Below are 6,692 nucleotides of genomic sequence, written 5' to 3'. Positions count from 1 at the left end.
GCGACAGCGCCTGGTTGAGCACGGTGCGGATGGCCGCATCGTCGTCGGCGACGAGAATATTGCCGCGAGCGGTCATTTGCGGTCTCCTTCAGCTTCGTCGTCGATGCCGGACGAGGTTTCCTTCCACGCCGGTAGGAGGACGCGAAAAGTGGTTCCGCGCGGCGTCGAATCGCATTCGATGATGCCGCCATGCTCGCCGACGATCTTCGCTACCAATGCCAAGCCGAGGCCCGAGCCGTTCGGCTTGGTGGTGATGAACGGATCGAAAAGGATCGGCAGGATGTCCTCGGAAACGCCGGGGCCATTGTCGTGCACGCAGAATTCCAGCGGCAGTGATACGCGGTCCTGCGTCCCGGGCACAGACACGCGGATGCCCGGCCGGAAGGCTGTCGACAAAACGATCTCGCCCTGGGGATCGGCGCCGATCGCTTCGGCGGCGTTCTTGACCAGGTTGAGGAAGACCTGGATCAGCTGGTCGCGGTTGGCGTAGACCGGAGGAAGCGATGGATCATATTCCTCCAAGATCTTGATGCGCTTGGCGAAACCGTTCTTGGCGATCGCCTTCACGTGGTCGAGAACGACATGGATGTTTACCGGGTAGCGCTCAATGGGCCGCTCGTCGGAAAACACCTCCATGCGGTCGACCAGCGAGACGATGCGATCGGTCTCGTCGGTGATCAGGCGGGTCAGCGCGCGGTCCTCGTCGGATGCCGAGAGCTCGAGCAGTTGGGCCGCGCCCCGGATGCCGGAGAGCGGGTTCTTGATCTCATGCGCAAGCATTGCCGCGAGGCCGGTGACCGAACGTGCGGCGCCGCGATGCGTCATCTGGCGGTCGATCTTGTCGGCCATCGACCGTTCCTGGAACATCACCACGACCGAGCCGGGGAACTCCGGCACCGGCGCGACGTAGAGGTCGACCATCTTCTCGATGCCGAGACGCGGCGAAGAGACGTCGACGCGGTATTCGTTGACCGGCGCGCTCCGCTCGCGCACCTGATCGACCAGCGTCAGCAATGGGCTGCCGAAAGGCACCAGCTTGGCGAGCGTGTTTCGGGCAAGCATCGTCGCGCTGGAGCGGAAGAAGTCCTCGGCGTCCGCATTGGCGAACGTGATGAAGCCGTCCGGATCGACCATGATCACCGGCCGTCGGATGGTGTTGAGTACGATGTTGGCGGCGCCGGCCGTGGCGGTGGCCTGGGGAGCGTTCGCTTTCATGCCGCGCTCCGCAAGCCGGTTGGGGTGGCCAAGTCCGAGAATACCCTATGCAACTCGGCAACGACTTCAGCCGGCTGGAATGAGGTGAGGATCCGCTTGCGCTGTTCCGGTGCAGCCTCGGCCGCGTGGCGGTCGAGATACCAGCCGAGATGCTTGCGCGCCTGACGCAGTCCGCTTTCGACGCCATAGAGCGACAGCATGTCTTCGTAGTGGGCGACGACATAGTCGGCGAGTAATTTAGGGGTCTCGGGGACGCGATGCGCGGAAGCGTTGGCGGCGGCTGCCGCGATGCTGCCGGCAACCCATGGCGCGCCATAATGGGCGCGCCCGATCATGATCGCATCGGCGCCGGATTGATCGAGGATCGCCGCGGCCTCTTGCGGAGAGGCGACGTCGCCATTGGCGACGACCGGGATAGAGACTGCTTCCTTGACCCGGGCGATGGCCCGCCAGTCGGCCCTTCCCTGGTAGAACTGGCAGCGCGTGCGGCCATGAATCGTCACCATGCGCACGCCGGCCTCTTCGGCGCGGCGCGCGAGCATCGGCGCGTTGAGCGCGCTTTCGTCCCAGCCGAGCCGCATCTTGACGGTCACCGGCACGGTAACTGCCCCAACCACGGCCTCGATCAACGACAGCGCGTGGTCGAGATCGCGCATCAGCGCTGAGCCGGCATAGCCGCCGGTCACCTTCTTGGCCGGGCAGCCCATGTTGATATCGATGATATCGGCGCCCTCGCCGGCCGCTATCCGCGCGCCCTCGGCCATATGGATCGCCTCACGCCCGGCAAGCTGGACCATATGAACGGGCAGGCCGGAATGACGAATGCGCAGGTCGCAGCCGGCCCTTCCCTTGGCCAGTTCGCCGCTCGCCACCATTTCGGACACGACAAGGCCCGCGCCGTGCGCGTGGGCGCGCTGCCGGAACGGCTCGTCGGTGATACCCGACATCGGCGCGAGGAAGACGCGGTTGCGTATCTTCACGCCGCCAACGTCGAGCGGCGAAGCCAAGGTGGTCATTTCAGCCATGCACAAAAACCAAGCATGTTCGATCGTTGCACATTCTCTAGCCAGAAGTGTGGCATTGTGCAACGCGCAATGACGTCACAATAAGGCGCATTTTGGAAAACGCTGGCGTTCGGCCTTCGCCGCGACTAGGACCGATCGGAATGAACGAGGCAAGCAAAAAGCAAGCATCCAGCCCGAGTGGTGGGATCGGGGTGGTAATCGTCGCCGCTGGCCGCGGCGCGCGCGCCGGACAGGCCGACGGGCCGAAGCAATATCAGCGTATTGGCGGCCGCGCCGTCATTGCGCATACGCTCGATGTTTTCCTCTCCCATCCGATGATCGGCCCGGTCGTCGTCGCCATCCATGCCGACGACGCCGAGCTTTTCCAGCGGGCGGCGCATGCGCATGGCGAGCGTCTCATCACCGTGATCGGCGGTCCGTCTCGCCAAGCCTCGGTAAGGCTGGGGCTGCTGGCGCTGCGGGACCACGCGCCTGAGAAAGTGCTGGTTCATGACGCGGTGCGGCCGTTCGTCGATGCCGCGATCATCGACCGCACCATCGAGGCGATTGACGATCGTCAGGGTGCGCTCCCCTGTCTGCCGGTCGCCGATACACTGAAGCGCGAATCCGCCACCGGCATGATCCTGGAAACCGTGGCCCGGGCCGGCCTGCACGCTGCCCAGACACCGCAAGGCTTTCCGTTCCTGTCATTGCTGACAGCGCACCAGAAGGCGCATGATCTCGGCCGAGAGGATTTCACCGACGACGCGGCTATTGCCGAGTGGGCCCAGATCCCGGTCAGGATCGTCCCGGGCTCGCCAGACAACGTCAAACTTACCTGGGCAAGGGATATCGCATTGGCCGACCAGCGGCTCTCAAACGCTCTGTGGCGCTTTCCAGACATCCGTACCGGCAACGGCTACGACGTGCATGCTTTCGAGCCGGGTGATCATGTCACCCTGTGCGGCGTCGCCATCCCTCACACCCAAAAGCTTTCCGGTCATTCGGACGCAGATGTCGGGCTGCATGCGCTTACCGACGCGCTGCTCGCCACCTGCGGGGCCGGCGACATCGGCACGCATTTCCCGCCATCGGATCCGCAGTGGAAAGGTGCTGCGTCGAAGATCTTCGTCGAGCACGCAGCAAAGGTGGTTCGCGAGCGCGGCGGGCGGATCGCCAATGCCGATATCACACTCATCTGCGAAGCGCCTCGCGTCGGGCCGCACCGCGAGGCGATGACGGCGGCGCTCGCGGCGATGCTCGGCATCGCGCCGGAACGCATCTCGATCAAGGCGACCACCAACGAGAAGCTCGGCTTTGTCGGGCGCGGAGAAGGTATCGCGGCGATCGCCACGGCCAGCGTGGTCTTTCCCGGTGAGGTTCCCGAATGAGCAACGCCCAACTCGCCAACGCCCTGCTCCAGGCGTGTCAGCAACGCGGCATCATGCTGGCGACAGCCGAAAGCTGCACCGGTGGCCTGATCATCGCCGCGCTGACAGACATTGCCGGCTCCTCGGCGGTGGTCGACCGCGGTTTCATCACCTACTCCAACGAAGCCAAGATGGAGATGCTCGGCGTCTCTTCTGCTACGCTCGACGCGCATGGCGCAGTCTCGCGCGAGTCGGTGCTCGAAATGGCTGCGGGGGCTCTAGCGCATTCGCGCGCGAGCCTCTCGCTTGCCGTGACCGGCATTGCCGGTCCCAGCGGCGGGTCGGCGGAAAAGCCGGTCGGCCTCGTCTGGTTCGGAGTTGCGCTGGCGGGCCAGCCGGTGTTCGCCGAGCACCAGCTGTTCGGCCACAAGGGCCGCGAATTCATCCGTCACGAGACGGTGCGTCATGCGCTGGAACTCGGCCTGAAAGCCCTGGGCTGATCGTCCCGGCTTCGGATCACGCCGGCCTGGCGCCGTAGATCTGGTCGGCGCGCTTCTCGAATGCCTCGGAAAACATGCGGAAGGCACGATCGAACATCGTGCCCATCACCGCGCCGAGGATGCGGCTCTTGAATTCGTAGTCGATGAAGAAATGGACCTCGCAGCCGCCGTCGGCCGGGTCGAAGCGCCAGATATTGCTCAGATATTTGAACGGGCCGTCGATGTATTTGACGTCGATGGTCTTCTCGTCCGGTTTCAGAAGCACCTGCGTCGTGAAGGTCTCACGGATCGCCTTGTAGCCGATGCTCATGTCGGCGACGAGGATGGTGCGGCCGTCGCGCTCCTTGCGCGAACGCACGGCGAGCGCTTCGCAGAGCGGCAGGAATTGCGGGTATGCCTCGATGTCCGACACGAGCGCGAACATCTGCTGCGGCGTATGGGCGACGCGGCGGGTGGCTTCGAATTTCGGCATTAAGGCGAAGGCTTAGCTGGCTTTTTTGAGCTGCGCTTCGCGCGCCGCGCGCAGCCTGGCGAAATCGTCGCCGGCATGGTGCGAGGAGCGCGTCAGCGGGCTCGAAGCCATCAGCAGGAAGCCTTTGGTCTTGCCGACCGTCTCAAAGGATTTGAACTCCTCCGGCGTGACGAAGCGGATCACCGGATGGTGCTTCTTCGAGGGCTGCAGGTACTGGCCGATGGTCATGAAGTCGACATTGGCCGAACGCAGGTCGTCCATCAGCTGCAGTACCTCGTTCCGCTCCTCGCCGAGGCCGACCATGATGCCGGACTTGGTGAAGATGGACGGATCGAGCTCCTTCACCCGCTGCAGCAGCCGGATCGAATGGAAATATCGCGCGCCGGGACGTACCGTCAGGTAGTTCGACGGCACGGTTTCCAGATTGTGGTTGAACACGTCGGGCCTGGCCGCGACGACGATCTCCAGCGCGCCATCCTTGCGAAGGAAGTCGGGCGTCAGGATTTCGATGGTCGTCGAGGGCGCCGCCGCGCGGATGGCATGGATCACGTCGGCGAAATGCTGCGCGCCGCCATCGGCGAGGTCGTCGCGGTCGACGGACGTGATGACGACGTGGCTAAGCCCCATCTGCTTGACGGCATGGGCGACGCGCGCCGGCTCGTCGGGATCGAGGGCGGTCGGGATGCCGGTGGCGACATTGCAGAAGGCGCAGGCGCGCGTGCAGATCTCGCCCATGATCATGAAGGTGGCGTGCTTCTTGTCCCAGCATTCGCCGATGTTCGGGCAGCCGGCCTCCTCGCACACCGTCACCAGCTTGTGCGATTTCACGATCTCGCGCGTCTCGGCATAGCCCTTCGAAACCGGCGCCTTGACGCGTATCCAGTCGGGCTTGCGCAGCACTTCCTGGTCGGGCTTGTGCGCCTTTTCGGGATGCCGCGGGCGCGGCGCGTTGGCGATCGTGTCGAGAACAGTAACCATCTCAAACCCTTCGCGGCCGCGAACTCCGCAGCCGCCTGTCATTCTCATCTATGACTTTTCGAAGCAAAGAAAAAGGCCGCGGCGGCGCATGCCGCCCCGGCCTTTTTCGCATAGCGGCTTTCGTTCAGCGACGCATTCGCGCGCCTTACCGGCGGACGAGCCGCCCGACGAAGATCAGCAGGCAGGCGCCGATGAAGCCAGTGATCAGGTAGGCCACCCAGCCGACGCCGAACGATTGGATGTTGAGAGCCTGCAGGATTGCGTTCAGCACTATCGCGCCGACGATACCCATGATGATGTTCATGAAGATGCCGGTGTTGCTCTTCATGACCATCTCGGCAAGCCAGCCTGCCAGTCCGCCGACGATGATTGCTGCGATCCAGCCGACGCCATTCATATGCATGTGCCAATTCCTCCTCGATAAGGTGAAAATGCATCCGGATACGAACTGCCTTGCCGTCAGGTTTCTCCGGCTGCCGCGTGTGAGTCTCGCGCAGCCAGTCTATCATGCGTTCAAAGCGCGGCCATAGGCGTCGAGCACGCTCTCCTTCATCATCTCCGACAACGTCGGATGCGGGAAGATCGTGTGCATCAGCTCTTCCTCGGTGGTCTCGAGGTTCATGGCCACGACGAAGCCCTGGATGAGTTCGGTCACCTCGGCGCCCACCATATGGGCACCGAGAAGCTGGCCGGTCTTCTTGTCGAAGATGGTCTTGACGAAGCCCTGATCTTCGCCGAGCGCGATCGCCTTGCCATTGGCGCTGAACGGGAAGCGGCCGACGCGGACATCCTTGCCCTCGGCCTTGGCCCTGGCCTCGGTCAGGCCGACTGAAGCGACCTGCGGGCTGCAATAGGTGCAGCCCGGAATCTTGAGCTTGTCGATGGCATGGACGCCCGGGAAATTCGCTATTTTCTCGATGCAGACCACGCCCTCATGCTCGGCCTTGTGCGCGAGCATCGGCGGGCCGGCGACGTCGCCGATCGCGTAGATGCCGGGCACGTTCGTCTTGCCATAGCCGTCGACGACCACGCAGCCGCGGTCGGTCTTCACGCCCAGCGCCTCAAGACCGAGATTCTCGATGTTGCCCTGCACGCCCACGGCCGAGATCATGCGGTCGGCGGTGATCTTCTCGACCTTGCCGTCCTTCATCTC

Annotated in this window: 8 protein-coding genes; 2 read left to right on the top strand and 6 right to left on the bottom strand. The window is 63.9% G+C overall.

Annotation, left to right across the window (positions count from 1 at the left end):
• Positions 1-72: 72 nt before the first annotated feature.
• Both Q0L57_RS02420 and dusB read right to left on the bottom strand, forming a co-directional pair.
• On the bottom strand, positions 73-1,215 hold the full coding sequence (locus Q0L57_RS02420) for a nitrogen regulation protein NR(II) (protein WP_296737467.1): 1,143 nt from the start codon (positions 1,213-1,215) through the stop codon (positions 73-75).
• The gene (gene dusB, locus Q0L57_RS02415) at positions 1,212-2,240 is read right to left on the bottom strand and encodes a tRNA dihydrouridine synthase DusB (RefSeq protein ID WP_296737465.1); all 1,029 of its coding nucleotides are present in this window, start codon (positions 2,238-2,240) and stop codon (positions 1,212-1,214) included. The genes Q0L57_RS02420 and dusB overlap by 4 nt, the downstream gene beginning before the upstream one ends.
• Before the next feature lie 140 nt (positions 2,241-2,380).
• Here dusB and Q0L57_RS02410 point away from each other — a divergent pair, with 140 nt between their 5' ends.
• Positions 2,381-3,610: a bifunctional 2-C-methyl-D-erythritol 4-phosphate cytidylyltransferase/2-C-methyl-D-erythritol 2,4-cyclodiphosphate synthase gene (locus tag Q0L57_RS02410; RefSeq protein WP_296737462.1), complete on the top strand. Its 1,230-nt coding sequence runs from the start codon at positions 2,381-2,383 to the stop codon at positions 3,608-3,610.
• A complete protein-coding gene (locus Q0L57_RS02405) occupies positions 3,607-4,089 on the top strand; it encodes a CinA family protein (protein ID WP_296737459.1) in 483 nt (160 codons plus the stop codon). Before Q0L57_RS02410 ends, Q0L57_RS02405 begins: the two co-directional genes overlap by 4 nt.
• 16 nt (positions 4,090-4,105) lie before the next feature.
• Here Q0L57_RS02405 and Q0L57_RS02400 read toward each other — a convergent pair whose 3' ends face one another.
• The 4 genes from Q0L57_RS02400 to Q0L57_RS02385 all read right to left on the bottom strand — a co-directional run.
• Positions 4,106-4,561, bottom strand: a complete 456-nt coding sequence (locus tag Q0L57_RS02400) for a type II toxin-antitoxin system RatA family toxin (RefSeq protein ID WP_296737457.1) — start codon at positions 4,559-4,561, stop codon at positions 4,106-4,108.
• Positions 4,562-4,573: 12 nt separating this feature from the next.
• Positions 4,574-5,539: a lipoyl synthase gene (gene lipA, locus Q0L57_RS02395; protein ID WP_296737455.1), complete on the bottom strand. Its 966-nt coding sequence runs from the start codon at positions 5,537-5,539 to the stop codon at positions 4,574-4,576.
• 145 nt (positions 5,540-5,684) lie between these two features.
• Entirely contained in the window at positions 5,685-5,942 is a 258-nt protein-coding gene (locus Q0L57_RS02390; RefSeq protein WP_095765464.1) for a GlsB/YeaQ/YmgE family stress response membrane protein, read from the bottom strand.
• 102 nt (positions 5,943-6,044) lie between these two features.
• Positions 6,045-6,692 (bottom strand): FAD-dependent oxidoreductase (locus Q0L57_RS02385; protein ID WP_296737450.1); only part of this gene is annotated, 648 nt, incomplete at its 5' end.

Origin of the sequence: Mesorhizobium sp., assembly GCF_024509055.1 — a bacterium.
Classification (GTDB): Bacteria; Pseudomonadota; Alphaproteobacteria; order Rhizobiales; family Rhizobiaceae; genus Mesorhizobium.
Note: the sequence above shows the minus strand (reverse complement) of the source record. Positions and strands in the feature narration are given on the sequence as shown.